Genomic DNA, 22,996 nt, shown 5'->3' with positions numbered 1-22,996 from the left:
GCGCGGCTTACTTGCCCTGCGGGCGCAGGTAGGCGAGCCAGCGGTGCTCGGCGCGGCGGAACAGCCACACGAGCGTAAACGAGATCGAGAGATAGAGCAGGGCGGCGATGCCGAACGCGTGGAACGACATGTAGGTCGCCGAATTCACGTCGCGCGCGATCTTGAGGATGTCGGGCACGGTCGCGGTGAACGCGACCGTGGTCGCGTGCAGCATCAGGATCACTTCGTTGCTGTACAGCGGCAGCGCGCGCCGCAGCGCCGACGGCAGCACGACGCGCCGGTACAGCGTGAAGCTCGACATCCCGTAGGCGCGCGCCGCCTCGATCTCGCCGTACGAGGTGGCCTTGATCGCGCCCGCGAAGATCTCGGTCGTATACGCGCAGGTGTTGAGCGTGAACGCGAGCAGCGTGCAGTTCATGCCGTCGCGGAAGAACGAATCGAGGAGCGGCGTGCCGCGCACCGCCTGCAGGCTGTAGAGGCCCGTGTAGCAGAGCAGCAGCTGCACGTAGAGCGGGGTGCCGCGGAACACGTAGGTGTAGAGCCACACCGCGCCCGACAGCCATTTCCTCTTCGACACGCGCGCGACCGCGAGCGGGACCGACAGGCAAAAGCCGATGCCGATCGACACGACGAGCAGCCACAGCGTGATCGCGAGGCCCGTGAAGCGATACCCGTCGGTATACAGGTAGTTGCGCCAGTATTCTTGGATCAGGTCGATCATAGGTCTGCCTTTCGGACGCCGGTCGAGTAACGCTTTTCAAGCCACATCAGCACGAAGTTCGAGATCGTCGTGATCGCGAGGTAGATCGCGCCGGCCAGCAGGGTGAAGAAGAAGAACCGCAGCGTGCCCTTGCCGGCGTCCTGCGAGGCCTTGACGACGTCCGCGAGGCCGATGATCGACACGAGCGCGGTCGACTTGACGAGCACCTGCCAGTTGTTGCCGATGCCCGGCAGCGCGAAGCGCATCATCTGCGGGAACATGATCCGCGTGAACACCTGCCAGTTCGTCATGCCGTACGCGCTGCCCGCCTCGAGCTGGCCGCGCGGCACCGACAGGAACGCGCCGCGGAAGGTCTCGGTGAAGTACGCGCCGTAGATGAAGCCGAGCACCAGCACGCCGGCCGCGAACGGATCGATGTCGATCTGATCCCAGTTCATCAGGTCGGTCAGCTGGTTCAGCCAGATCTGCAGGCTGTAGAACAAGAGCAGCATCAGCACCAGGTCGGGCACGCCGCGGATCAGCGTCGTATACAGCGTGCCGGCGCCCTGTGACAGGCGGTTGCGCGACAGCTTCGCCGCCGCGCCGAGCAGGCCGAGCAGGAACGAGAGCACGAGCGACAGCACCGCAAGCTTGACGGTCTGCCAGGTGCCGGAAAGAATCAGCGGGCCGTAGCCTTGAAGAAACATATGAAGTCCTTGACGACGCGCGCGCGGCGTCGCGAAAGACGCGCCCCGCGCTGTGCGGAACGCCCCGTGCGTATCGGACTGCCCGGCCGCGGCGCGGGCAGCGCGTGATCGGCGCGCGGTCGCCTCGCGGGCGGCCGCGCGACCGGCTTACTTCGCCGAATAGATGCTGAACGAGAAGTAGCGGTGCGACAGCCTGTCGTACGTCCCGTCCTTGTGCATCGCGGCCAGCGCCTGATTGATCTTCTCCTTCAGGTCGATATCCTCCTTGCGCAGGCCCATCGCGGTGCCGTCGCCGAGGGTCTTCGGATCCTTCACGTCCGGGCCGGCCCAGGCGAAGCCCTTGCCGCGCGCCGTGCGCAGGAAACCGTAGTCGGCCTGCAGCTCGTCCTGCAGCGCGGCGTCGAGCCGGCCCGAACCGAGGTCGGCGTAGACCTGGTCCTGGTTCTGGTAGGGGACGATCGTCACGCCCTGCGGTTCCCAGTGGGTCTTCGCGAAGGTTTCCTGGGTCGAGCCCTGCTCGACCCCGACCCGCTTGCCCTTCAGCGATTCGACCGTGGGCCGCAGCGGCGAGCCGGCCGGCGCGATCATGCGCGCGGGCGCGTCGTACAGCTTGTCGGAGAAGTCGATCTGCTCGCGGCGCTTGTCGGTGATCGTCAGCGACGACACGATCACGTCGAACTTCTTGGCCTTCAGTGCGGGGATGATGCCGTCGAGATCCTGCGGGACCCAGACGCACTTCGCGTTGATCCGCTTGCAGACCTCCTTGGTCAGGTCGACGTCGAAACCGACGATGTCGCCGCTGGGGGCCGTCGATTCGAACGGCGGATAGCTGGCGTCGACGCCGATCCGCACGGTCTTCCAATCTTTCGCGAAGGCGCCGCCCGCCGCAAGGGCGAGGGCTGCGCACAGGGCGAGCTTCTTCATGTCGTTCCTCTTCCTGACTGCCTGGGCCGCGTGCCGGGATGAGCCGGGGCGCGGCGTGCCGGCCGTATTCTAGGTAGCCAAAATTCGCGTTCGCCGGCTTTTCTCGTCGCCTCCCGCAGGGAAGGGACGGCCAAAAGCGCGGTATTTTACCCGAACCCCGACCGGGCCCCGGAAGAAACTGGCGCGGGCCGCCGGGCGGGCGATTGGCGCGATCCGGGCAACGATCCGGTGCGGACGCGCGGATTGTTGCGCGAGGGGTGCGCCCCTACATTGGTTCCGTGCCATTCAATCGAACGGAGACCGCCATGTTCCGGATTCGCCGCGCGGCCGAGCGCGACCATGCCAGCCAGGGGTGGCTCGAACGCCACCGCAGTTTCGCGGCGCCCGATGCGCCCGACGACCCGCACCCGCCGCTCGGCGCGCTGTACGCGCTCAATGACGAATGCATCGCGCCGACCCGCGGTTTCAGCCTGCACCCGCATCGCGACCTGGAAATCGTCACCTACGTGCTGGAGGGGGCGCTCGCGCATCGCGACAGCATGGGCAACGGCGCGATCCTGCGGGCGGGCGATGCGCAGCGGCTGAGCGCCGGGCGGGGGATGCTGCACAGCACCTACAACGCGTCGTGCGCCCTGCCGCTGCGCCTGCTGCAGATCTGGCTGCGGCCGGGCGAGCGCGGCGGGCGGCCGGACTATGCGGGGCAGCGCCGCGCGGAGCACGGCCGGCGCGGGCTGCGGGCGCTCGCGGCGCCGGGCGGGCGCGACGGGGTGTTGTCGCTGCGCGCCGACGCGGCGATCTACGTCGGGCTGTTCGACGGCCCGGAGCGGGCCGTGTTCGACCTCGCGGCGAGGCGGCGCGCCTATGTGCACGTTGTGCGCGGCGCGCTGGCGGTCAACGGCGAGCGGCTGGAGGCGGGCGACGGCGCGCGGATCGGCGGGGTCGACGCGGTCTCGTTCGCGTGCGGCGAGCAGGCGGAGGTGCTGCTGTTCGATCTGGGGTGACGGTCGGCGGAAGGCGGAAGGCGGAAGGCGGAAGGCGGAAGGCGGAAGGCGGAAGGCGCAAGGCGCAAGGCGCAAGGCGGCTGCCACCCGATCGCGCGCCTCGCCGCCCGCGCGTGAAAACGCCGCGACGGGGCGCGAACCCCGGCGCGGCGTTGTCATGAGCGCGGCCCGGGAGGCCGCGGCAGGCGCTTACTGCGGCTGGGCCGGCGCGGCGGCCGACGCGCCTTGCGCGGCGCGGTGCTGCTGCCAGCGTTCCTTCATCTTCTCGTGGCGCTGCGCCATCTTCGCCATGTGCTCCTTGAACGCCGTGCTGACGGTGGTCTTCTGCTGGTCGTTCAGGCCGTTGTAGAACGCGAGCCAGGCGGCCGAAGTCTGTTCGCGCAGCTGCGCGTTCTGTTGCTCGACCTGCTGGCGGGCCGCGTGCAGCGCGTTCATGTCGAGGATCGGCTGGTTCCGCTGGGCGGCGAACTGCTGGCGGATCTGCTCGTGGTTCTTGCGCATCGCCGCGCCGTTCTGCTTCATGGTGTTGAGGGCGGCCTGCCACTGCTGTTCCTGCGCGGCGGACAGGTTCAGCTTGTCGTGCAGGCGCTTCATCATCATGAACGGACCGCCTTCGTGCCCGTCGTGCATCCGGTGCATGCCGGGGCCGCCGGACGGCGGCTGGTCGGCAGGCGCGGCTTGGGCGGTGGCGCCGAAGGCAAGGGCGAGCACGGCGGAGGCGGCGATGGCCACCCGGGACATCTTCTTATACATTTCGGATACTCCTGTGTGAACGGGGCCACGATGCGGCGGGCGTCCAGCGATTGCGCCGACGCTCGCCGGCATCCGGTAAGACGCAGCGTAGCCAAGCGCTACCCGCGGCGTGTTACGCGACGGCGGAGGGTGTTTACCAGCCATTACACTTCCCTTGCGTCGTAACCCGCAGTAACCCTTTCGGAACGTTGTTTCTCCTAAGTCTCCCAACCTGCACGATAAACTTCACGCCATGACTACCCAGATCCTCATCGTCGACGACGACCAAGAACTGCGCGACCTGCTGCGCGACTACCTCGTTCGCCAGGGCATGGAGGTGTCGGTCCTGCACGACGCCGCATCGCTCGAAAAGCGCCTCGAACGCGAGCGTCCCGACCTGATCGTGCTCGATCTCATGATGCCGGGCGTCGACGGCCTGACCGCGCTGCGGCAGCTGCGCGCGGCGGGCGACGACATCCCCGTGATCATGCTGACCGCGCGCGCGGACGACGTCGACCGCATCGTCGGCCTCGAACTGGGCGCGGACGACTACCTCGGCAAGCCGTTCAACCCGCGCGAGCTGCTCGCGCGCGTGCAGGCGGTGCTGCGGCGGCGCCGCACGACGCCGTCGGCGGCGGCGCCCGAGCAGCGCGAGCCGTACGCGTTCGGCCGCTTCGTGCTCGATTTCCAGGCCCGCACGCTGGCCGTCGACGGCAAGCCGGCGACGCTGTCGAGCAGCGAATTCGCGCTCCTGAAGATCTTCGTCAACAACGCGCTGCGCACGCTGACCCGCGAGCGCCTCCTGGAGCTGCTGCACGGGCCGGAATACGACGGCACCGACCGCGGCATCGACGTGCAGGTCTGGCGCCTGCGCCGCATCCTCGAGAGCGATCCGTCGACGCCGCGTTTCATCCAGACGGTACGGGGCCGCGGCTACGTGTTCGTGCCGAACGGCGAGGCTCATGCGCAAACCCATTGATTCGCTGTTCGGGCGGCTGGCACTCCTCGTGGTGGGGGTGCTGTTGCTGTCGCATTTCGCGTGGTACACGGCGATCCGGCTCGAGCGCAACCAGTTTCAGGCGCGCTACGCGGTCGAGGAAGCCGCCTTCCTCGTCGACGCGGTGCGCCAGCACGCCGAGCGCGCGCCCGGCCAGCCGCTGCCGTCGCGGGTGCGGCTCGTGCCGCCGGACAGCCCCGACGTGCCGCGCGACGATCCGGACCTGCCGGTGCCGCTGCGGCGTTTCGTCGACGACCTGCGCGAGCGCATGCCGGCCGGCACCCAGGTGCGGATCGGCGCGCCGGGCCGGCCGCCCGTGCTGTGGGTGAAGGAACCGTCCGACGCCGAATGGATCGTGGTGCCCGCGCAGCCGCTGCGCCCGCCGCGTTCGCTCGACCGGATGGTGCTGTGGCTCGTGATGATCTTCTCGGCGGCGGTGATGGCCGCGCTGTTCGCCGCCTGGCAGCTGCAGCAGCCGCTGCGTTCGCTCGCGCGCGCGGTCGCGCGCTTCGGCCGCGGCATGCCGGTGCCGCCGCTGCGCGAGCGCGGCCCGCGCGAGCTGCGCCAGCTGACGCGCGGCTTCAACCAGATGGTCCAGCAGGTGTCGGGCGCGGAAAACGATCGCGCGGTGATGCTCGCGGGTGTCGCGCACGACCTGCGCACGCCGCTCGCGCGCATGCGGCTGCGGGCCGAGATGATGGACGACGCGCGCCTGCGCGACGGCGTGGTGCGCGACGTCGACTCGATGTCGCACATCGTCGACCAGTTCCTCGTGTTCGCGCACGGCGGCGCCGATCGCAGCGAAGTGGTCGAGGTCGACCAGGCCTGCGAGCGGGTGGCGAGAACCTACCGTGCGGTGGCGCCCAACGCGCCGGCGGTGCGGACCGAGCTGAACGCGGGGCCGGGCTTCCGGCTGCCGACCGCGTCGCTCGACCGGATCCTGTCGAACCTGCTCGACAACGCGCACGCCTACGGCGCGCCGCCCGTGACGATCGCGACCGCGCGCACCCCCGAGGGCTATGCGCTGACGGTCAGCGACCACGGCAAGGGCATCGCGCCGCGCGACCTGGCCGACGCGAGCCGGCCGTTCGTGCGGCTCGACCCGGCGCGCGGCGGCAACGGCCACAGCGGGCTCGGGCTCGCGATCGTCGAGCGGCTCGTGCAGCGCACGGGCGGCGCGTGCGAGATCGGCAACCGGGAAGAGGGGGGCTTGCAGATCACGATGACCTTCCCGCTCGACGTGATGTCGAAGGAAGCGCCGCAGGCGGCGACTTCGTGACCGCATGAGCGCGGCGCCCGGCGGGCGCAGGCGCCGGGCGGCGGGCCTACTCGCCGAACAGCGTGCTCAGCGTTTCGGCCGCGTTGCTGTCGATGGTGTTGTAGGTGACGCTCTTCGCGTCGAAGATATAGAGCGTCGTGTACTTGCCGAGCCGGTCCAGGATGTCGTCCTGGAGCGTCTCGGGCACGATGTTCATGTTCAGGTACCAGGCCGTCGACGACAGCCGCGTCTGGAACGTCCCATACTCCTGCATCAGGTGATAGAACGCCTCGGCGTCCTGATCGCGGCATACGATTACCAGGTTTCCTGCCATTCATTCCTCCAGCGGATGGGCGATGCGTTGCAAGGGCTGCGAGTCCCGATCATACCTCCGCCGCACCGATCGTTCGATTCCGGACACGTTTTTGCACCGCCGGATCGGCCGGGCGGGTTCCCGGGCGGGCCGGTTCACGGCATAATTCGGGCCTGCAGAACGGCCCCGGCCGCTGGCGATCCGCCTGCAGCTCCTTTCAGATTCCTCCGCCGCTCGCCCGTTCAGGGCCTGGCTTGTCCGCGGCTGTGGGGGAATTTCCACCCGCCGCACCCCGGATGGTTGTGCCTGAAATACAGGATGGTGTAGTGTCGTGCCGTCGCAAAGCAGCATGAACGTTGCTTGCGGCCGGCAGGGCCGCGCAGGAGCGGCCCTGCCGGGGTAACCGAAGTCCAAACGATTGATCGCGTCCGCGCGCCAAGCCATGAGTCATATTCGCTTTCTGGCCTCATTTTTCGATTCTTGCGGCATTGCCGGGGAGGGCGCCTGATGGATTTCGGATTCAATCCGAACCGGATCGCCAATGCGTCCGCATGGCGGGTTCTGCCGAACCGCTGGGACTTCATCGCGTTTCCGCTGATCATCTGCCTGATCGCCATGGCGGTGGTCGGCTTCCACGAGACCATGGCGCCGATCGCCGTGCTCGATACGCAGAAGATCTCGCTCGATCCGTCCAACCTGCCCGAGTACGCGCTGCGCACCACGCTGCGGATGCTCGCGGCGATGGTCGCCTCGCTCGTGTTCACGCTCGTCTACGGCACGCTGGCCGCCAAGAGCCGGCGCGCCGGGATGGTGCTGGTGCCGATCCTCGACATCCTGCAGTCGGTGCCGGTGCTCGGCTATATCTCGTTTACGGTGACCTTCTTCCTCGCGCTGTTCCCGAGCCGCGTGCTTGGCGCGGAGATGGCCGCGATCTTCGCGATCTTCACGAGCCAGGCCTGGAACATGACGTTCAGCTTCTACCAGTCGCTGCGCACCGTGCCGCGCGACCTCGACGAAGTGTCGCGCGGGTTCCACCTGACCGCGTGGCAGCGCTTCTGGAAGCTCGAGGTGCCGTTCTCGATGCCGGGCCTGATCTGGAACATGATGATGTCGATGTCGGGCGGCTGGTTCTTCGTGGTCGCGTCCGAGGCCATCACGGTCGGCAACCACACGATCACGCTGCCGGGCATCGGCGCGTATCTCGCGCAGGCGATCACCGACCAGAACCTGAAGGCGGTCGGCTGGGTGATCCTCGCCATGACGGTCGTGATCCTCGCCTACGACCAGCTGCTGTTCCGCCCGCTCGTCGCCTGGGCCGACAAGTTCCGCATGGAGAACACCAGTTCGGGCAATGCGCCGGAGTCCTGGCTGCTCGACCTCGTGCGCCGCACCCGCCTGATCCACCAGCTGCTCGTGCCGGCCGGCTGGCTGTTCGCGAAAGCCGCGCGGATCCCGTTGCGCCTGCCGGCGTTCGACACGTCGCGCTTCACCTTGCCGCGCGTCGAGAAGAAGGCGTCGAAGGTCGCCGACATCGGCTGGGCGATCCTGGTCCTGCTCGGCACCGTGTACGTGGTGTGGCGCGTGGTCGCCTACGTGCAGACCGGCGTGACGATGGCCGAGGTCGGCAACGTGTTCGTGCTCGGCCTGATCACGCTGCTGCGCGTGATGCTGCTGATCGTGCTGGCCTCGATCGTGTGGGTGCCGATCGGCGTGTGGATCGGCCTGCGCCCCGCGATCGCGGAGAAGGTGCAGCCGCTCGCGCAGTTCCTCGCCGCGTTCCCGGCCAACCTGCTGTTCCCGGTATTCGTGATCGTGATCGCGCATTACCGCCTGAACGCCGACATCTGGCTGTCGCCGCTGATCGTGCTCGGCACCCAGTGGTATATCCTGTTCAACGTGATCGCGGGCGCGACGGCCTACCCGAACGACTATCGCGAGGCAGCCACCAACTTCCGCATCCGCGGCTGGCAGTGGTGGCGGCAGGCGATCCTGCCGGGGATCTTCCCGTACTACGTGACGGGCGCGATCACCGCCTCGGGCGGCGCCTGGAACGCGAGCATCGTGTCGGAGCTGGTCCAGTGGGGCGACACCAAGATCCAGGCGCACGGCCTCGGCGCGTATATCGCGCAGACCACCGCCGCGGGCGACTATCCGAAGATCATTCTGGGCATCGCGGTGATGTCCCTGTTCGTGACCCTGTTCAACCGCCTCCTGTGGCGCCCGCTGTATGCCTATGCCGAAGCGAAGCTGCGGCTCGACTGAGCAAGATTGAGAGCGAAACGCGATGCAAAATCCGAATGCTGTAAACGCCCCCGTCCAGATGCCGCCGCGCCTCGGCGAGGAAATCCTGCGCGTCGACGACGTCAGCCGCGGCTTCAACAAGACCCAGGGCGAATTGCTCGTGCTCGATGGCGTGAACCTGTCGCTGCGCGAAGGCGAGATCGTCGGCATGCTCGGCCGTTCGGGCTCGGGCAAGTCGACGCTGCTGCGCATCATCGCCGGCCTGATCGAGCCGACGGGCGGTGAGATCACCTATCTCGACAAGCCGCTCGACGGCCCGGCCGAAGGCGTCGCGATGGTGTTCCAGACCTTCGCGCTGTTCCCGTGGCTGACCGTGCTGCAGAACGTGGAGGCGGGCCTCGAGGCGCTCGGCGTCGGCGCGCGCGAGCGGCGCGAACGCGCGCTCGCGGCGATCGACCTGATCGGTCTCGACGGTTTCGAGAACGCGTATCCGCGCGAGCTGTCGGGCGGCATGCGTCAGCGCGTCGGCTTCGCCCGCGCGCTGGTGGTCGATCCGACGCTGCTGCTGATGGACGAGCCGTTCTCCGCGCTCGACGTGCTGACGGCCGAGACGTTGCGCACCGACCTGCTCGATCTGTGGACGCAGGGCCGGATGCCGATCAAGTCGGTGCTGATCGTCACGCACAACATCGAGGAAGCGGTGTTCATGTGCGACCGGATCCTCGTGCTGTCGTCGAACCCGGGGCGGGTGATCGCCGAGATCAAGGTGCCGTTCAAGCATCCGCGCAACCGGCTGGATCCGGCGTTCCGCCGGCTCGTCGACGACATCTACGCGAAGATGACCTCGCGCCAGATCGGCGAGGCGACCAAGAAGGGGCTCGAGCTGGGCAGCTGGCTGCCGCAGGTGTCGACCAACCTGATGGCCGGCCTGATCGAGACGCTCGCGGCGGCGCCGTACCACGGCCGCGCGGACATGCCCGAGATCGCCCGCACGCTGCATCTGGAGGTCGACGACCTGTTTCCGATCGCGGAAGTGCTGCAATACCTGGGTTTCGCCGACGTGCGCGAGGGGGACGTGTTCCTCACGCCGCCCGCGCGCGTGTTCGCCGAGTTCGGCACGCAGGAGCGCAAGATGATGTTCGCCGAGCACCTGCTGCGGCACGTGCCGCTCGCGGCGCGGATCAAGAAGGTGCTGAACGAGCGCCCGGGGCATCGCGCGCCGCGCGTGCGCTTCGAGCAGGAGCTGGAGGATTTCCTGTCGGACAGCGCGGCCGAGGAAACGCTCGACGCGGTGATCGACTGGGGCCGCTACGGCGAGATCTTCTCGTATAACGACCAGACGGAGATCTTCAGTCTGGAGGACGTCGAGTCCTGATGGCGCGTCGCGCGGCCGGCGCGTCCGGCCGCGCGGGATCTCACTGCAGATTGCCCCAGCGATCCACCGCCGGCTCCGCTGACGCCCACTTCCATCCCTGCGCCTGCTGGCAGGCGCTCGCCATGAACCAGTCGGCGCGCTCGCCGTCCTTCATCGAGAACACGAACTCCTTGCACAGCGCGAGCGACGTCGAGAACGCGCGCGTGACGCGCACCTCGCCTTCGCCGTTCTCGAGCGGCACCCGGTTCTTCACCTTCCACGGCCGCGTCTCGCCGACCGCGAGGCCGCCCGCCACCTGCGCGATCGCATCCTGCTGATTCTGGTGGAGCTTGCGCATGGTGCGGTTGACGGCCTCGTCGGTGGCGGCCTGCACCGCGATGCCGACGCCGACGGCGACGGCCGGGTTCGCGGTGACGAGGCCCGTCGCCGCGCCCGCCAGCGCGCCGCTTGCAGCGCCCACCGAGCCGCAGCCGGACAGCCCGAGCGAGGCCGCCGCCAGCAGCGCGAGCGCGGCGGCGGCCGGCAGCCTGCGCGCGCCGCTCATTGCAGCGCGCCCCAGCGTTCGGTCGCCGGTTCGGCCGACGCCCATTTCCAGGTCGGGCCGTCGCGGCAGATCGTCGCCACGTAGAACGCCGATTGTGCGGCTGCGTCCTTGGTGGCCGGGCTGTCGACCGAGAACACGATTTCCTTGCAATCGAGCGGGCCGACGCTGATGAGACGGCTCACGGTCACGCGGCCGCGCTCGTCGTCCTCGATCGGGAACGTGTGGTGGGTCGCCCACGGTGCGACGCCGCCCACGTCGAGCGGACCGGCCGCATTGGCGACCTGCGCCTGCGAATAGCGGTGGGCGACCCGCTGCGAGTACTGGACGCCGGCTCGCGCGCCGGCCACGGCGCCCAGGCCGATGCCGGTCGCGACGGACGCGTTGTTGGTGACTTTCGAGGCGATCGTCGCGCCGGCGATGCCAGCGCCCGCCGTCGCGCCCTCGCTGTAGAGCGAATTGCAACCGGCGAGCAGTGTCGAGAAGGCGACGACGCCGAGCATCGCCCAGGTCGTCAAGCGGCGCGCTGGCGCCTCGATGCGTTGTTTCATCCCTGATTGCGGTCCTGTCTGCTTGCGCCACGGGCCCGGGCCGCGCGGCGACTGCGCCATTGTTCTGCAATTGTCCGAAGAGAAATGCAAAGAATTGACAAACCCGACCGGTGGGCCGGTCGGCAGGCGGCGGTTATTGTCGGGGAAACCGCCGCGCAAGGGTCGTATCGTTACAAAATGAAGGTAATTGTTACCTTGAGGCCCTGGATTCCCACCTAAACTCGTTAGTCATGGACTGTTTCTACGACGGCGATGCGCCGCTCCGATCATGAGACACCCCGCCATGCGCCGCACCCGGCGCCCCGGTTCACCTGGGCGCGATGCCGGGCCGGGTTCCCCGCCACCGCCGTCCGGGCCGGCTTCGTCCGCGCCTGCTGAGCCGTCCGACGCGCCTGCCGACGGCGATCACAACCAGGGCGGCGCGCGTCCCGAAGGGCTCGATTACCAGCGCGACCTGGGCACGGAGCAGGACGCATGACCATCTCGCCGCGCCTGCGCGCGGCACGTCAATCCGAATCGTCGCGACGCGTCGGGCCGCGGGCCTGATGCGGCGCCCGCGCGCCCGTTTTCCCGGCGCCATTCGTCAACAGGAGGGAAAGCCGTAATGAGCAGATTGATCGTGGTATCGAATCGCGTGGCCGCCGGCCAGGACGCGCGCCCGTCGGCGGGCGGGCTCGCGGTCGGCGTACTCGACGCGCTGCGGGACACGGGCGGCATCTGGTTCGGCTGGAACGGGGAGATCGTCGGCGAGGCCGGCGGCGCGCCGACGATCGAGCAGGACGGCCGCGTCACCTATGCGACCGTCGGCCTGACCCGGCGCGACTACGACCAGTACTATCGCGGCTTCTCGAACGCGACGCTGTGGCCCGCGTTCCACTATCGCGCCGACCTCGCGCGCTTCGACCGCCAGGAATACGGGGGTTATCTGCGCGTCAACGCGGCGCTCGCGAAGCAACTGAGCACCCTGATCGAGCCCGACGATCTGATCTGGGTGCACGACTACCATCTGCTGCCGTTCGCGCAGTGCCTGCGCGAGCTGGGCGTGAAGAACCCGATCGGGTTCTTCCTGCATATCCCGTTCCCGACGCCGGAGATTTTGCGGGTCGTGCCGCCGCACGAGGAACTCGTGAAATTCATGTGCGCGTACGACATCGCGGGTTTCCAGACCGAGGCGGACAAGCAGGCGTTCGTCGACTACGTCGAACGGCGCGGCGTCGGCACCGCGAGCGACGACGGCATGCTGCATGCGCACGGCCGCGTGGTGAAGGTCGCCGCCTATCCGATCGGCATCCATCCGGACGCGATTGCGCAGGCCGCCGTCGATTTCGGCGGGCGCAAGCCCGTGAAGGCGCTGCGCGAGACGATGCGCGGCCGCAAGCTGGTGATGAGCGTCGACCGGCTCGATTACTCCAAGGGGCTCGTCGAGCGCTTCCAGGCGTTCGAGCGCATGCTCGCGAACGCGCCCGGCTGGCAGGGGCGGGTGTCGCTCGTGCAGATCGCGCCGCCGACCCGCTCGGACGTGCAGAGTTACCAGCGCATCCGCCAGACCCTCGAAGGCGAGGCGGGGCGCATCAACGGCCGCTTCGCGCAACTCGACTGGACGCCGATCCAGTATCTGAACCGCAAGTACGAGCGCAATCTGCTGATGGCGCTGTTCCGGCTGTCGCAGGTCGGCTACGTGACGCCGTTGCGCGACGGGATGAACCTGGTCGCCAAGGAGTACGTCGCGTCGCAGGATCCCGCGGATCCGGGCGTGCTGGTGCTGTCCGAGTTCGCGGGAGCGGCCGCGCAGTTGCCGGGCGCGCTGCTGGTCAATCCGCACGACCTGTCGCAGACCGCGCAGGCGCTCGAGCGCGCGCTCGCGATGCCGCTCGTCGAGCGGCAGGCGCGCCATGCGGAGAACTACGCGTTATTGCGGCGCGACGATTTGTCGGCGTGGCGCGAGGCCTTCCTTGCCGACCTGCGCAGCGTGGCCACGGCGGCGTCGGTCACGCTGCGGGCGGGGCGGCGGATCGCCCATGTCTGACGACGCGCTGATGCCGGACGACGCGGCGCGCTTCTTCATCGTCACGGGCGGACCGGGCGCGGGCAAGAGCACCTTGCTCAATGCGTTGGCGGCGCGCGGCTACGCGCGCTCGCAGGAGGCCGGGCGCGGCGTGATCCAGGATCAGGTCGCGATCGGCGGGCGCGCGCTGCCGTGGGACGACCGCGCCGCATTCGCCGAGCTCATGCTGAGCTGGGAGATGCGTTCGCATCATCTGGCGCGGCGCTGCACGGGGCCGGTGTTCTTCGATCGAGGCGTGCCTGACGTGATCGGCTACCTGACCTTGAGCGGCCTGCCCGTGCCGGCGCACGCGCACGCGGCCGCCGCGCGGTTCCTCTACCACCGCACGGTGTTCGTCGCGCCGCCGTGGCCGGACATCTACGCCCGGGACGCGGAGCGTCAGCAGGACTACGCCGAGGCCGTCCGCACCTGCGACACGATGCGCGACACCTATGCCGCGCTCGACTACCGCCTCGTCGAGCTGCCGCGCGCGAGCGTCGAGGCGCGCTGCCGCTTCGTGCTCGACGCCGTCGGCGCGGCCTGACGCATCCCGCTCAGGCCGGCCGGCGCGCGATCCCGACATCGGCCTCGACCAGGGTCGGGGCGCGGGTCGGGTCGAAGTCCGTCCAGCGGCCGTTGCGCCAGTCGCCGTCGGCGCGTTCGACGTCCGCGCCGCCTGCTTCCGCGAGCGTCCGCGCGGCGTCGCGCTGGGTGTCGGGCGTTACGTGCACCGCGACCAGCATGCCGGAGCCGCGCGTCTCGTGATGCACGGCGCGCACCCGCATCTCGTGCAGGTGCTGGCGCGAGAAGTCGCGCAGATGCACGGACTTGCCGATCATCGCGCCCACGTAGGCGCCGGCGCCGGCCGCGCACAGCGCGACGACGAGCGAGGGCGTGAACAGCGCGAACAGCGCGACCCCGCAGATCGCGCCGGTGACCGCGCCGAGCATCGTGTGGCGCGGCGCGTCGGCCGATGGCGGCGCGGGCGGGTATTCGGACGAATGGCGCGCGTGCTGGCCGCGCGGGTTGACGAAGAAAAAGCTGACGTCCTCGGCGGGGAAGCCGCGTTCGACCAACCGCTGGGCGGCGGTGGCGGCGGCGGCCTGCGTCGGGAAGCGGGCTGCGACGATCAATGACATGGCACCCTCCTGGCGATGGCAAAAGCCATCCTGGCCCCGTCGCCACGGATGGCGAATGAAGGTGCGGACCGCGCGGCGCGGGTAAGCGTTGGACCGGCGGCGCGCGCCGAAGTGCGATGCGCGTGCGTCCGGCCCGGAGCGGGCCGCGGCTCAGGCCGTCGGCGACTGCTGGGGCGCGCGCAGGCGCAGCGTGCTGACGACGGCCGCGAGCGCGGCGAACGCGGCGGCCGCGTAGAGCGCGGTGGTCGGGCCATGCTGCGGCGCAATGCCGAAGATCAGCGCGACCAGGGCCGCGCCGAGCGTCTGGCCGGTCAGGCGCGCGGTGCCGAGCATGCCGCTCGCGCCGCCGCTGCGCGCGCGCGGCGCGGCCGACAGGATCGCGCGGTTGTTGGGCGACTGGAACAGGCCGAAGCCGAGCCCGCACAGCCCCATCCGCCAGACGATGTCGAGCGGGGCGGGGTGCGCGCCGAGCGTCGCCAGCGCGGCGAGCCCGGCGGCGAACAGCGCGAGCCCGACGCCGCCCAGCGCGCCGGCCGGATAGCGGTCCGACAGCACGCCCGCGAGCGGCGCGGCGAACACGATCACGAGCGGCCACGGCGTCATGTAGAGCCCCGTTTCCACCTGCGAGAAGCCGAGCGTGTGCTGCAGCCAGAACGGCAGCGCGACGAACGCGAGCATCTGCGACGTGAACGACGCGACCGAGGTGCCGATCGACAGCGCGAACACCGGGATCCTGAGCAGGTCGACGGGCAGGAGCGGCGCGGCTTGCGTGAGCTGGCGGCGCACGAAGAAGTAGCCGAGCACGAGCGCGGCGAGCGCGGCCGCCGCCACGTGCGTATAGCGCTCGCCGTGGCCGAGCCCGTCGACCGCGAAGATCAGCAGCCCGAATACGCAGGCGTTCAGGAGCGCGCTCAGGTAGTCGTAGGGGGCGTCGTGCCCGCGATTGGCGGGCAGCGCGCGCAGGCTGCCGAGCACGGCGGCGATGCCGATCGGCACGTTGATCGCGAACAGCCAGGGCCAGGGCGCGATCGCGAGCACCGCGGACGCGATCGTCGGCCCGATCGCCGACGACAGCGCGACCACCATCGCGTTGATCGCGACGCCGCGGCCGAGCTGCGCGGTCGGATAGATCATGCGCACCAGCGCCGTGTTGACGCTCATGATGCCGGCCGCGCCGAATCCCTGGATCACGCGCAGCGTCGCGAGCGACGCCAGCGAGCCGGACAGCGCGCAGCCGAGCGAGGCGGCGGTGAACAGCGCGAGGCCGGCGACGTAGACGCGCCGATAGCCGATCCGGTCGCCGAGCGCCGCGAGCGGCAGCAGCGAGATCGTGATGGCGAGCTGGTAGGCGTTGACGATCCAGATCGAACCGGCGTCGGAGGTGCGCAGGTCGCGCGCGATGGTGGGCAGCGCGACGTTCGCGATGGCGCCGTCGAGCACGGCGAGCGTGATGCCGAGCGCGACGCACAGGATGGCCCAGTAGCGCTGGGGGAAGGGCAGGCCGGTGTCGGCGTTCATGGCGGAGAGAGCGGCGCAGGAGTGGGCGCGCGGCCGGATCGTTGCGCGTGCAACCGGGTGGCGGCGCGATGTGCCGTTCGGCCTGGAACAGGCGCGGCGGGCGGGTTCGCCACCGCGCGGCGGCGTGCGCTCACGCTTCGAAATCGAGCCCGCCGAGCAGGACGAGCGGCTCGGCCTGGGTGCGCGACCCGAAGTCGATGTCGCGGGCCTCCTGCCAGGCCGGCAGCTTCCTGGGCAGCGCGGTGAGATAGCGCGCGAAACGCGCCGCGCCGTCCGCCGCCATCAGGCGCTCGATCTCGTCGGTGTCCCAGGTCAGCTCGATGTTGATCGGATGCGAGTAGCCGCGCACGTGTTCGTCCGTCACGCTCAGGATGCGCACCTGGGTCGGGTGCCCGTGCCCGCTGTACGGAACGATTTCGGTTCTCAGGCGAGGGTCGAGCAGGCCGGCGATCGTCTGCGCGATGCGCGGCGCGAATTCCGAGTCGAAGCGGTGGGCGGTCTCAGGACTCATGGGGGTGTCTCCGTGATGACGAAAATCCTAGCACGGCAGGCGCGCATCGCGCGTAATGGCGCGTTACCACTTGCTGCATCTATTACCGTTGCCCGGCGGCACAATGGCTTCCATCACGGGACATACGCGTCCCGCGCAAGGGAGCACGACATGAAGAAGATCGCCGCAGTCCTGGTATTGGCCGGCAGCCTCGCGGCGGCCGGCCCGGCGTCCGCGCACGATCGCGGCGGCGCGATCGTCGGCGCATTGATCGGCGGAGCGGTGCTGGGCGCGGTCGTCGCGTCGGCGCTGAATCCGGCGCCGGTGGTGGCCTATCAGGCGCCCGCGTATCCGCAGCCGGCGTATCCGGCGTATCAGGCGTATCAGGCGCCGGCTTATCAAGCGCCCGGCTATGACGCGCCGACCTATCAGCAAGCCTCCACCTACCAACCCGCGCCGGTCTACGGCGGTCCGCCGCCCGGCTATTGCTACGACTCGTATCAGCGCGCCTATGTCGCCTGCGGCGCGGGCGGGTATCGCAACGACGGCTACGGGTACGGCGGGTACGCGCAGCCGCGACCGGCGGGCTGGTAAGTACGCACGAGACACGCATGCGATGCACGGCCGGTCGCCGGTCGCACATCGTGTGGGGGTGTGATGGTTTGGAGTGAGTCCGGAGTGAGTCCGGAGTGGGTCGGAAGACGGTTGTACAGGCAGTATCCCGGGTCGACTGCGTGCCTTGGCAAGGTGGCGGTGGAATCGGGCGGAGCGCGTCACCCTGCAGATTTCTTCTTCTCAGGCGTCGGTCTCGACCGACGCTTTCCCTTCGTATTCCATAGCAAGCCCGTTCGGGGCGCATGCTTTTGCATTGTCGTCGGCACGATGGCGAGCGAGCGGATGCGTTGCGTTTCCGGCGTGGCGATGCGGGACGAGTCGTCCTTGCGGTTGCGGCGCCCGGCGCGGCAGCCGGACGCCCTGCGATACAACTTGTTGCAAATCCCCGGATCAGTGGCGTCCGCCTCCGCCATGACCGCCCCGGCCGCCGCCTTGCCAGGTGCCCCGACCGCCGTCTCCGCGGCCGCCATGCCAGCCGCCGTCGCCGCGCCAGCCGCGATGCCCGCGCCAGTCCCCGCCCCCGCCGCCCCAGACGTTGATCGTGCCGTAGACGGGCGCATAGCCCGGGCCATAGCCCGGCGCATAGGCGTAGCCGCCCGGATAGTACGGCTGGGCATAGCCATAGCCGCCGTCCGGAACGGCGACGCAGCCCGCCAGCAGCGCGCCGGCGGACAGGATTGCAAAGAGTCGGAACATGAGGATCTCCTGTCGTTTCATATAGGAATGTCCGGTGTAGAGAGGAGTTCGCGTCCAAATGTGTCCGCGGATTACAATCGTGTAAGTTTGAGCCGTGGCCGCGGCGTTGCCGCTGCTGCGCTGCGTATCCACTGTCAGTCAGGAGTTCTTCGATGAAATTGCATCCCGTTTCCCGCTTCGCGAACTGGGTCATCTGCGCGGCGTTGGCCGGCGCCGCGGGCGCGGTGGTGGCAGCGACGCCCGAACAGGGCGCCGATGCACCGCTGACGCCGAAGGTATCGGCCGAGGACATCAAGATGTTCCCGGCCGCCAAGCCGGGCCAGAAACGCGCGGTGATCGCGCTGCCGGCGGAACAGGCGGAAGGCGATATCCGCGTCGAGCTGATCGTCGGCAAGACGATGCCGATCGACTGCAACCAGCAGTGGTTTGGCGGCAGCCTCAAGCAGGAAGTCGTGCAGGGCTGGGGTTACGCGTATTACCAGCTGGCCGACGTTAACGGCCCGGCGTCGACGCTCATGGCGTGTCCGGGGCAGGCGAAGCAGAACGGCTTCGTGCCGGTGCGCGGCGACGGTTACCTGTTGCGCTACAACAGCCGTCTGCCGATCGTCGTCTACGTGCCGAGCGGGTTTGAGGTGCGTTATCGCCTGTGGCGCGCGTCGAACGAGGTCGCGCGCGCGGTCGAGCAGTAAGCGGCCCGAGCTGCCGCGCGCGTCAGCGCAGCGAGCAGTCGAGCCACCGGCGGATCCGGACCGCATCCGCGATATGCGCGTGCGGGCCGGGTGCGCCGAGCAGCACGATATCCACCGGGCGTCCGTGAGCCATGTAGCGCATCACGACGCAATGGCCGGCCTCGTTGATGAAGCCGGTTTTCTGCAGGGTGATGCGATCGTCGCCCGCGCGCACGAGCGGATTCGAATTCACGTAGACGAGACGGCCGTGGCCCGGCGTCATGGTCTGCCGCTTGTCCACCGAGAACGCGCGGATGCGCGGATAGCCGTTCGCCGCCGCGACGAGCTTCGCGAGATCGCGCGCCGTGGACACATTGCGCGGCGACAGCCCGGTGCCGTTGACGAAGTGCGTATTCACCATGCCGAGCGTGCGCGCCTTGCGATTCATCGCGGCGACGAACGCGGGACGGCCGCCCTGGTAGTCGCGCGACAGCGCGGCCGCCGCGCGGTTCTCCGACGACATCAGCGCGATATGCAGCATGTCCTTGCGCGATAACACCGAGCCCACCTTCAGGCGCGAGCCGGTGAATTTCTCGTAGTCGCGATCCTGCGCACCGACTTTCAGCCGCCGTGCGAGCGGTGCGCCGCTGTCGAGCGCGACCACCGACGTCATCAATTTCGAAATCGACGCGATCGGCAGGATCCGGTTCGCCTGCTTTTCCGCGAGCACGGTGCCGGTCCGCTCGTCGACCACGTAGACCGCGCGCGAACGCAGCAACTGGCGCGACGCCTGGGTGTAGCCGCAACTCGCGAGCAACTGGGGACGGACAGCGGCGATGCGCGGCGGCTGGCCGCGCTTGCGGCCGGATGCGTTCGCCTGCGTCGCGTTCGCGCGGCGTTTGGCCGGTTGCGATGCGGCCGCATCGGTGCGGGAACGGGCTCGGCGCGGCTTCTTCCTGATCTTCGTGGGGCGGACGGCCTTTTTCACGTGCGTGTTGCGGACGGCGCGGCAATGGCGCCCGTGGGACGGCGTCGCCTTCGTGCAGTTGACACCGGCGGCCTGGGCGGGCGTGGCGACGCCGGGCAGCAGGCTGGTGGCGAGCCAGACGACGAACGCGAGCGGCATGAGGAGGCGGGCGGTCATGCGCGGACGGGGGAGGTGACGGGTCATGGGCGGTGGACGGGCTGGAAACGGACGGTGCGAGGTAGGACAGGCGGCCGGCCGATAAATTCGGCGCGGGAGGGAGAGCGGAGGGCTAGTCCCAGATGCCGCGTATCGCGACGGCGACGATCACCGGGACCGAGAACACCAGCGGGATCGCGAAGTACGGGGCTTCGCGGTCGACGATGTAGGAGTAGATCACCCAGCCCGCGCCGACGGCGAAGGTTGCCAGGCCGGCGAAGATCGCGAGCAGGTTCAGCGCGCGGTTGTGCGGGCGATGCGGGGGCTTCGGCGGTGCGCTTTCCGGGGGCGGCGATGGCGTGTTCATGGGCGTTCGGATGACGGCGGGCGGTTGATGGTGGCCGGATCATCGGGCCGGCGCGGTGGTCTCCCGGCCATCATCGCAGCAAGCGGAGCAGGGGGCAAGGCGACGGGGCGCGGGGGATCAGCAGCCGCTCAGTAGCCGTGCGTGACGAGCGACAGCACCGACAGGTCGGGATGCGTGCCGTCGATGATGCTGCGGCCGATCTGGAAGGCGTCGCGGGCGGCGTCGTCGGGGGTGGGGAAGCGGGCCTCGCCGTCCGCGCGGAACGGGACGACGTGGTCGGGCAGGGTTGGGTTCGCGCCAGGGTGGCAGACGTAGCCGGCGTAGGTCTGGTGCGTTGCGTCAGGCGGGATCGGGATCAGCGTGACGTGGATCTCGAAGCCCTCGTAGTCGAGTTCGCGGGTTGGCAGTGCCGGTTGGTCGGACATGGTGACCTCCGTGCGCCGCACGCGGGTGGGCGGCGGCGAGGCGTGCGCGGCGGGTGGGCGCGGACGGTGGGGTGATGTAGGGAAGTTTAGGCGATGGGGTGGGAAGGGGGCGGACATGTCGGAGACGTCGTGTTCGTGTCCCCGCGTCGGGTCGGCATTTTGATGCCGGTGTTCCGGTTCGCCGAGCGCGAGGCCGCGTCTCACAGCCGAGGGTAAGTCCTATTTGGACGGAATTTTCCGAGGCTTACAGTAAACGTACTTTGTCAACGAAGTACATTTATTGGGATGGTGTGGCGATGACGTGTCCGTTGCGATCAGGATCGACTGCTTTGGCGCTGGCCGATGCATACGCCCGTGGCGACGCCGATCCGCTTGACGTTGTCGAGGTTGCGTTGGCTTATGCCAGTGAGGCTCGCGCGACTTTCATCGCGACGCTGGATGCGCGCGCGCTCGAGGAGGCCGCCGCGTCCGCCGCACGCTGGCGTGCGGGCAAGCCGCTCGGTCCATTGGATGGGGTGCCGGTTGCGTGGAAGGATTTGTTCGATGTTGCCGGGGCCGTCACCACGGCCGGCGCCGCGATTTACCGCAGCCGTGCGTCAGCTGCAAGCGATGCAGCCCTCGTGACGGCGGCGCGGCGCGCGGGGCTGATTGCGATCGGCAAGACCAACCTCAGCGAGTTCGCGTATTCGGGATTGGGACTCAATCCGCATTTCGGCACACCGACCTATCCGCATGGCGATATGACGGAAGGTGCGCGAGCGCCGGGCGGTTCGTCGTCGGGCGCTGCGATCGCATTGGCCGAGAACATCGTGCCGCTGTCGGTCGGCACCGACACCGCGGGCTCTATCCGCATTCCCGCCGCATTCAATGGCTTGGTCGGCTATCGAGCGAGCACCGCGCGCTATCCGCGCGGCGGCATGACCGCGCTCGCGCCGACGCTCGATACGGGCGGCCCGCTCGCGCGCACCGTTGCCGACTGCATGGCCTTCGACGCGGTGGTGCGCGGCGCCTCCTTCATTGCGCCATGTGCCTCGCTGCGGACGCAGCGGTTCGTTATCGATCCGGGCTGGCTGTCCGGTTACACGCTGGAACCGGCGGTCGCGCGCGATTTCGAGCAGTTCGTCGCGCGTCTTCGGGAAACCGGCGCGCGTGTCGAAGCGCACGCATTCGCATCGTTGAGCAAGGTGCGCGATCTGGGCGCGCGATACGGCTGGTTGGGCGCGATCGAGGCGTTCGAGACCCATCGCGCGCTGCTCGAATCGAGCGAGGCGGAGGGTCTCGACCCGCGCGTGCGCGGGCGATTGGAGGCCAGCCGCGATCTGAGCGATGGTCGTCTCGATACCTTGCACGCGGCGCGTGCCGGCCTGCTGACCCTGTTTCGCGATGAACTCGGCGATGCGACGTTCGTCGCGCCGACCGTCGCACACGTTGCGCCGCCGCTCGATCCGCTTGAAGCCGATCCTGAACGCTTTTCCCGGATCAATCTCGCGACGCTTGCACTGACGATGCCCGGCAGTTTTCTCGATACCCCGGCCATTGCATTGCCCGCCGGCGCGGACGACGGCGGCTGGCCGACCAGCGTGCAATTGATGCGGGCGCGAGGCGACGACGACGCGCTGCTGGCCGTCGCGCTCGCCATCGAAAAACACGAAGACTGATCCAGAGAGGAGGAGGGACGATGGCAAAGGAAATCCTGATCACATTCGGCGTCGATGTCGACGCTGTGGCCGGCTGGCTCGGCTCATACGGCGGCGAGGATTCGCCGGATGACATTTCGCGCGGCATGTTTGCGGGCGAGGTCGGTACGCCGCGGCTGCTCAAGCTGTTCGAGCGCGAGGGACTGAGGACCACCTGGTTCATTCCCGGGCATTCGATCGAAACTTTCCCCGAGCAGATGCGCGCGGTCGCGGCGGCTGGGCACGAGATCGGCGTTCACGGCTATAGCCACGAGAACCCGATTGCGATGACGCCGGAGCAGGAGGAGGTGGTGCTCGATCGCAGCATCGAGTTGGTCACGCAGCTCGCCGGACGCCGCCCTACCGGCTATGTCGCGCCGTGGTGGGAATTCAGCGAGGTGACCAACGCACTGCTCGTGAAGAAAGGCATCAAGTACGACCACAGCCTGATGCACAACGATTTCCACCCGTACTACGTGCGGGTCGGCGACAACTGGACCCGGATCGACTACGCGCGGCACCCGGACACCTGGATGAAGCCGCTCGTGCGCGGCGAGGAAACAGACCTCGTCGAGATTCCCGCGAACTGGTATCTCGACGACCTGCCGCCGATGATGTTCATCAAGAAGGCGCCGAACAGCCACGGTTTCGTCAACCCGCGCGATATCGAACAGATGTGGCGTGACCAGTTCGACTGGGTCTATCGCGAACACGACTACGCGGTATTCCCGATCACGATTCATCCCGATGTCTCGGGACGTCCGCAAGTGCTGCTGATGCTCGAACGGCTGATCGCACACTTCAAGGCGCATGACGGCGTGCGCTTTTGCACCTGCGACGAGATTGCCGACGATTTCCTGCGGCGTCGGCCGCGCGTGAAGTCAGCCTGACGAAC

26 protein-coding genes are annotated in these 22,996 nt (G+C 68.8%); 12 read left to right on the top strand and 14 right to left on the bottom strand.

Annotated elements, in window-relative coordinates; genetic code table 11:
* Positions 1-7 precede the first annotated feature (7 nt).
* The 3 genes from Bsp3421_RS25285 to Bsp3421_RS25275 form a co-directional block, all read right to left on the bottom strand.
* The gene (locus Bsp3421_RS25285; protein ID WP_273998617.1) at positions 8-721 is read right to left on the bottom strand and encodes an ABC transporter permease; all 714 of its coding nucleotides are present in this window, start codon (positions 719-721) and stop codon (positions 8-10) included.
* Complete coding sequence (locus Bsp3421_RS25280) at positions 718-1,407, bottom strand: ABC transporter permease (RefSeq protein WP_273998616.1); 690 nt, start codon at positions 1,405-1,407, stop codon at positions 718-720. Before Bsp3421_RS25280 ends, Bsp3421_RS25285 begins: the two co-directional genes overlap by 4 nt.
* A gap of 147 nt (positions 1,408-1,554) precedes the next feature.
* The gene (locus tag Bsp3421_RS25275) at positions 1,555-2,331 is read right to left on the bottom strand and encodes an ABC transporter substrate-binding protein (protein ID WP_273998614.1); all 777 of its coding nucleotides are present in this window, start codon (positions 2,329-2,331) and stop codon (positions 1,555-1,557) included.
* A gap of 305 nt (positions 2,332-2,636) precedes the next feature.
* Here Bsp3421_RS25275 and Bsp3421_RS25270 point away from each other — a divergent pair, with 305 nt between their 5' ends.
* Entirely contained in the window at positions 2,637-3,332 is a 696-nt protein-coding gene (locus Bsp3421_RS25270; RefSeq protein WP_273998613.1) for a pirin family protein, read from the top strand.
* Positions 3,333-3,521: 189 nt separating this feature from the next.
* Here the strand turns inward: Bsp3421_RS25270 and Bsp3421_RS25265 are convergent, their stop codons facing one another.
* A complete protein-coding gene (locus Bsp3421_RS25265; protein ID WP_273998612.1) occupies positions 3,522-4,085 on the bottom strand; it encodes a periplasmic heavy metal sensor in 564 nt (187 codons plus the stop codon).
* Between the two features lie 232 nt (positions 4,086-4,317).
* Between Bsp3421_RS25265 and Bsp3421_RS25260 the strand changes: the two genes are divergently transcribed.
* Together Bsp3421_RS25260 and Bsp3421_RS25255 are read left to right on the top strand one after the other, a co-directional pair.
* Positions 4,318-5,043 (top strand): response regulator, encoded by a 726-nt coding sequence (locus Bsp3421_RS25260; RefSeq protein ID WP_252982387.1) that lies wholly within the window; start codon positions 4,318-4,320, stop codon positions 5,041-5,043.
* Positions 5,027-6,340 (top strand): ATP-binding protein, encoded by a 1,314-nt coding sequence (locus tag Bsp3421_RS25255; protein WP_273998610.1) that lies wholly within the window; start codon positions 5,027-5,029, stop codon positions 6,338-6,340. Before Bsp3421_RS25260 ends, Bsp3421_RS25255 begins: the two co-directional genes overlap by 17 nt.
* Before the next feature lie 46 nt (positions 6,341-6,386).
* Here Bsp3421_RS25255 and Bsp3421_RS25250 read toward each other — a convergent pair whose 3' ends face one another.
* Positions 6,387-6,653: a double-stranded DNA-specific endonuclease gene (locus Bsp3421_RS25250; protein ID WP_252982384.1), complete on the bottom strand. Its 267-nt coding sequence runs from the start codon at positions 6,651-6,653 to the stop codon at positions 6,387-6,389.
* Between the two features lie 486 nt (positions 6,654-7,139).
* Here Bsp3421_RS25250 and Bsp3421_RS25245 point away from each other — a divergent pair, with 486 nt between their 5' ends.
* Entirely contained in the window at positions 7,140-8,894 is a 1,755-nt protein-coding gene (locus tag Bsp3421_RS25245) for an ABC transporter permease (RefSeq protein WP_273998606.1), read from the top strand.
* Positions 8,895-8,916: 22 nt separating this feature from the next.
* On the top strand, positions 8,917-10,248 hold the full coding sequence (locus Bsp3421_RS25240; RefSeq protein WP_273998605.1) for an ABC transporter ATP-binding protein: 1,332 nt from the start codon (positions 8,917-8,919) through the stop codon (positions 10,246-10,248).
* A gap of 40 nt (positions 10,249-10,288) precedes the next feature.
* On the opposite strand, the gene Bsp3421_RS25235 is transcribed toward Bsp3421_RS25240, so the two are convergent.
* Together Bsp3421_RS25235 and Bsp3421_RS25230 are read right to left on the bottom strand one after the other, a co-directional pair.
* Positions 10,289-10,792: a hypothetical protein gene (locus Bsp3421_RS25235; protein WP_273998602.1), complete on the bottom strand. Its 504-nt coding sequence runs from the start codon at positions 10,790-10,792 to the stop codon at positions 10,289-10,291.
* Entirely contained in the window at positions 10,789-11,340 is a 552-nt protein-coding gene (locus Bsp3421_RS25230; RefSeq protein ID WP_273998600.1) for a hypothetical protein, read from the bottom strand. Before Bsp3421_RS25230 ends, Bsp3421_RS25235 begins: the two co-directional genes overlap by 4 nt.
* A 283-nt stretch (positions 11,341-11,623) precedes the next feature.
* Here Bsp3421_RS25230 and Bsp3421_RS25225 point away from each other — a divergent pair, with 283 nt between their 5' ends.
* The 3 genes from Bsp3421_RS25225 (at position 11,624) to Bsp3421_RS25215 (ending at position 13,928) form a co-directional block, all read left to right on the top strand.
* Positions 11,624-11,818, top strand: coding sequence for a hypothetical protein (locus Bsp3421_RS25225; protein ID WP_274004348.1), 195 nt, complete (start codon positions 11,624-11,626; stop codon positions 11,816-11,818).
* A gap of 126 nt (positions 11,819-11,944) precedes the next feature.
* A complete protein-coding gene (otsA, locus tag Bsp3421_RS25220; RefSeq protein WP_273998599.1) occupies positions 11,945-13,366 on the top strand; it encodes an alpha,alpha-trehalose-phosphate synthase (UDP-forming) in 1,422 nt (473 codons plus the stop codon).
* Entirely contained in the window at positions 13,359-13,928 is a 570-nt protein-coding gene (locus Bsp3421_RS25215; protein ID WP_273998597.1) for an AAA family ATPase, read from the top strand. The genes otsA and Bsp3421_RS25215 overlap by 8 nt, the downstream gene beginning before the upstream one ends.
* A gap of 10 nt (positions 13,929-13,938) precedes the next feature.
* On the opposite strand, the gene Bsp3421_RS25210 is transcribed toward Bsp3421_RS25215, so the two are convergent.
* From Bsp3421_RS25210 to Bsp3421_RS25200, 3 genes are all read right to left on the bottom strand, one after another.
* On the bottom strand, positions 13,939-14,523 hold the full coding sequence (locus Bsp3421_RS25210; RefSeq protein ID WP_273998596.1) for a glycine zipper domain-containing protein: 585 nt from the start codon (positions 14,521-14,523) through the stop codon (positions 13,939-13,941).
* A gap of 150 nt (positions 14,524-14,673) precedes the next feature.
* Entirely contained in the window at positions 14,674-16,041 is a 1,368-nt protein-coding gene (locus tag Bsp3421_RS25205) for an MFS transporter (RefSeq protein WP_273998594.1), read from the bottom strand.
* Positions 16,042-16,171: 130 nt separating this feature from the next.
* Positions 16,172-16,552, bottom strand: a complete 381-nt coding sequence (locus Bsp3421_RS25200) for a DUF5594 family protein (RefSeq protein WP_273998592.1) — start codon at positions 16,550-16,552, stop codon at positions 16,172-16,174.
* A gap of 150 nt (positions 16,553-16,702) precedes the next feature.
* On the opposite strand from Bsp3421_RS25200, the gene Bsp3421_RS25195 reads away from it, so the two are divergent.
* Positions 16,703-17,125 carry an ecotin precursor gene (locus Bsp3421_RS25195; RefSeq protein WP_273998590.1) on the top strand — a complete coding sequence of 141 codons (423 nt, stop codon included), beginning with the start codon at positions 16,703-16,705 and terminating at the stop codon, positions 17,123-17,125.
* 411 nt (positions 17,126-17,536) lie between these two features.
* Here Bsp3421_RS25195 and Bsp3421_RS25190 read toward each other — a convergent pair whose 3' ends face one another.
* Positions 17,537-17,842, bottom strand: a complete 306-nt coding sequence (locus Bsp3421_RS25190; RefSeq protein ID WP_273998589.1) for a hypothetical protein — start codon at positions 17,840-17,842, stop codon at positions 17,537-17,539.
* A gap of 152 nt (positions 17,843-17,994) precedes the next feature.
* Here Bsp3421_RS25190 and eco point away from each other — a divergent pair, with 152 nt between their 5' ends.
* Complete coding sequence (gene eco, locus Bsp3421_RS25185; protein ID WP_443111525.1) at positions 17,995-18,531, top strand: serine protease inhibitor ecotin; 537 nt, start codon at positions 17,995-17,997, stop codon at positions 18,529-18,531.
* Between the two features lie 22 nt (positions 18,532-18,553).
* Here the strand turns inward: eco and Bsp3421_RS25180 are convergent, their stop codons facing one another.
* The 3 genes from Bsp3421_RS25180 to Bsp3421_RS25170 form a co-directional block, all read right to left on the bottom strand.
* Entirely contained in the window at positions 18,554-19,654 is a 1,101-nt protein-coding gene (locus Bsp3421_RS25180; protein WP_443111524.1) for a serine hydrolase, read from the bottom strand.
* 112 nt (positions 19,655-19,766) lie between these two features.
* On the bottom strand, positions 19,767-20,000 hold the full coding sequence (locus tag Bsp3421_RS25175) for a hypothetical protein (RefSeq protein WP_273998586.1): 234 nt from the start codon (positions 19,998-20,000) through the stop codon (positions 19,767-19,769).
* A gap of 128 nt (positions 20,001-20,128) precedes the next feature.
* Positions 20,129-20,425 carry a hypothetical protein gene (locus tag Bsp3421_RS25170; protein ID WP_273998584.1) on the bottom strand — a complete coding sequence of 99 codons (297 nt, stop codon included), beginning with the start codon at positions 20,423-20,425 and terminating at the stop codon, positions 20,129-20,131.
* Between the two features lie 329 nt (positions 20,426-20,754).
* On the opposite strand from Bsp3421_RS25170, the gene Bsp3421_RS25165 reads away from it, so the two are divergent.
* Together Bsp3421_RS25165 and Bsp3421_RS25160 are read left to right on the top strand one after the other, a co-directional pair.
* Positions 20,755-22,083 (top strand): amidase family protein, encoded by a 1,329-nt coding sequence (locus Bsp3421_RS25165; protein ID WP_273998582.1) that lies wholly within the window; start codon positions 20,755-20,757, stop codon positions 22,081-22,083.
* A 20-nt stretch (positions 22,084-22,103) separates the two neighbouring features.
* Entirely contained in the window at positions 22,104-22,991 is an 888-nt protein-coding gene (locus Bsp3421_RS25160; protein ID WP_273998580.1) for a polysaccharide deacetylase family protein, read from the top strand.
* Positions 22,992-22,996 lie beyond the last annotated feature (5 nt).

The organism is Burkholderia sp. FERM BP-3421 (genome assembly GCF_028657905.1).
Classification (GTDB): Bacteria; Pseudomonadota; Gammaproteobacteria; order Burkholderiales; family Burkholderiaceae; genus Burkholderia.
Note: the sequence above shows the minus strand (reverse complement) of the source record. Positions and strands in the feature narration are given on the sequence as shown.

Bases quoted from the DNA above. Each gene is read 5' to 3' on its own strand.
- eco (WP_443111525.1), top strand. From the start codon at position 17,995: ATGAAATTGCATCCCGTTTCCCGCTTCGCGAACTGGGTCATCTGCGCG.
- Bsp3421_RS25205 (WP_273998594.1), bottom strand. From the start codon at position 16,041: ATGAACGCCGACACCGGCCTGCCCTTCCCCCAGCGCTACTGGGCCATC.
- Bsp3421_RS25285 (WP_273998617.1), bottom strand. From the start codon at position 721: ATGATCGACCTGATCCAAGAATACTGGCGCAACTACCTGTATACCGAC.
- Bsp3421_RS25255 (WP_273998610.1), top strand. From the start codon at position 5,027: ATGCGCAAACCCATTGATTCGCTGTTCGGGCGGCTGGCACTCCTCGTG.
- Bsp3421_RS25200 (WP_273998592.1), bottom strand. From the start codon at position 16,552: ATGAGTCCTGAGACCGCCCACCGCTTCGACTCGGAATTCGCGCCGCGC.
- Bsp3421_RS25250 (WP_252982384.1), bottom strand. From the start codon at position 6,653: ATGGCAGGAAACCTGGTAATCGTATGCCGCGATCAGGACGCCGAGGCG.
- Bsp3421_RS25170 (WP_273998584.1), bottom strand. From the start codon at position 20,425: ATGTCCGACCAACCGGCACTGCCAACCCGCGAACTCGACTACGAGGGC.
- Bsp3421_RS25225 (WP_274004348.1), top strand. From the start codon at position 11,624: ATGCGCCGCACCCGGCGCCCCGGTTCACCTGGGCGCGATGCCGGGCCG.
- Bsp3421_RS25190 (WP_273998589.1), bottom strand. From the start codon at position 17,842: ATGTTCCGACTCTTTGCAATCCTGTCCGCCGGCGCGCTGCTGGCGGGC.
- Bsp3421_RS25235 (WP_273998602.1), bottom strand. From the start codon at position 10,792: ATGAGCGGCGCGCGCAGGCTGCCGGCCGCCGCCGCGCTCGCGCTGCTG.
- Bsp3421_RS25215 (WP_273998597.1), top strand. From the start codon at position 13,359: ATGTCTGACGACGCGCTGATGCCGGACGACGCGGCGCGCTTCTTCATC.
- Bsp3421_RS25180 (WP_443111524.1), bottom strand. From the start codon at position 19,654: ATGACCGCCCGCCTCCTCATGCCGCTCGCGTTCGTCGTCTGGCTCGCC.
- Bsp3421_RS25245 (WP_273998606.1), top strand. From the start codon at position 7,140: ATGGATTTCGGATTCAATCCGAACCGGATCGCCAATGCGTCCGCATGG.
- Bsp3421_RS25195 (WP_273998590.1), top strand. From the start codon at position 16,703: ATGAAGAAGATCGCCGCAGTCCTGGTATTGGCCGGCAGCCTCGCGGCG.
- Bsp3421_RS25160 (WP_273998580.1), top strand. From the start codon at position 22,104: ATGGCAAAGGAAATCCTGATCACATTCGGCGTCGATGTCGACGCTGTG.
- otsA (WP_273998599.1), top strand. From the start codon at position 11,945: ATGAGCAGATTGATCGTGGTATCGAATCGCGTGGCCGCCGGCCAGGAC.
- Bsp3421_RS25230 (WP_273998600.1), bottom strand. From the start codon at position 11,340: ATGAAACAACGCATCGAGGCGCCAGCGCGCCGCTTGACGACCTGGGCG.
- Bsp3421_RS25240 (WP_273998605.1), top strand. From the start codon at position 8,917: ATGCAAAATCCGAATGCTGTAAACGCCCCCGTCCAGATGCCGCCGCGC.
- Bsp3421_RS25210 (WP_273998596.1), bottom strand. From the start codon at position 14,523: ATGTCATTGATCGTCGCAGCCCGCTTCCCGACGCAGGCCGCCGCCGCC.
- Bsp3421_RS25175 (WP_273998586.1), bottom strand. From the start codon at position 20,000: ATGAACACGCCATCGCCGCCCCCGGAAAGCGCACCGCCGAAGCCCCCG.
- Bsp3421_RS25270 (WP_273998613.1), top strand. From the start codon at position 2,637: ATGTTCCGGATTCGCCGCGCGGCCGAGCGCGACCATGCCAGCCAGGGG.
- Bsp3421_RS25265 (WP_273998612.1), bottom strand. From the start codon at position 4,085: ATGTATAAGAAGATGTCCCGGGTGGCCATCGCCGCCTCCGCCGTGCTC.
- Bsp3421_RS25275 (WP_273998614.1), bottom strand. From the start codon at position 2,331: ATGAAGAAGCTCGCCCTGTGCGCAGCCCTCGCCCTTGCGGCGGGCGGC.
- Bsp3421_RS25280 (WP_273998616.1), bottom strand. From the start codon at position 1,407: ATGTTTCTTCAAGGCTACGGCCCGCTGATTCTTTCCGGCACCTGGCAG.
- Bsp3421_RS25260 (WP_252982387.1), top strand. From the start codon at position 4,318: ATGACTACCCAGATCCTCATCGTCGACGACGACCAAGAACTGCGCGAC.